A 544-nucleotide genomic window follows, 5' to 3' on the forward strand; every position below is an offset into this window, starting at 1 on the left:
CCACCACGGAGACCGCACCCCGGGTGACACACCACAACGGCGCATCGACCCCGGCCACCCCGAGGGCCTGCACCAGCGACACCGTCGCCTCGACCGATAGCAACGACACCACACCCGCGACCGGGCGCGCGTCCAGTTCCTCGACCGTGACAACGCGCACCTCGGCGCCGGCGGCCCGCAACGCGGCGACTACGTCCGTCTCCGCTCCGTCGGGCTCGATCACCACCAACCACGGTCCGGAGAGTTGCGAAGAGGGGCTCACAACCGGAGTCCAGGTCACCCGATACCGCCAGGCGTCGACCACCGACTCTTCCCGCCGCGCCCGCCGCCACGTCGCCAAAGCAGGCAACGCGGCACTCAACGGCTGCTCAGCATCGACCCCCAGAGCCTCCGCATCCCCGCGCTCGACGGCTTCCCAGAACGCCGCATCCACCGCACTGGTCACGGGCCGGGCCGAGGACGGCTCCAGCCAGAACCGCTCACGCTGAAACGCATAGGTGGGGAGATCAACCAGCCGACCGCCGGGGAACACCGCCGCCCAATC

1 pseudogene is annotated in these 544 nt (G+C 70.6%); it reads right to left on the reverse strand.

Annotated features, from left to right (window positions below):
• A pseudogene (locus tag KN815_RS48870) lies at positions 1-544 on the reverse strand (polyketide synthase); the annotation flags it as partial.

This window comes from Streptomyces niphimycinicus (assembly GCF_018883605.1).
In the GTDB taxonomy this organism is placed as follows: Bacteria; Actinomycetota; Actinomycetes; order Streptomycetales; family Streptomycetaceae; genus Streptomyces; species Streptomyces niphimycinicus.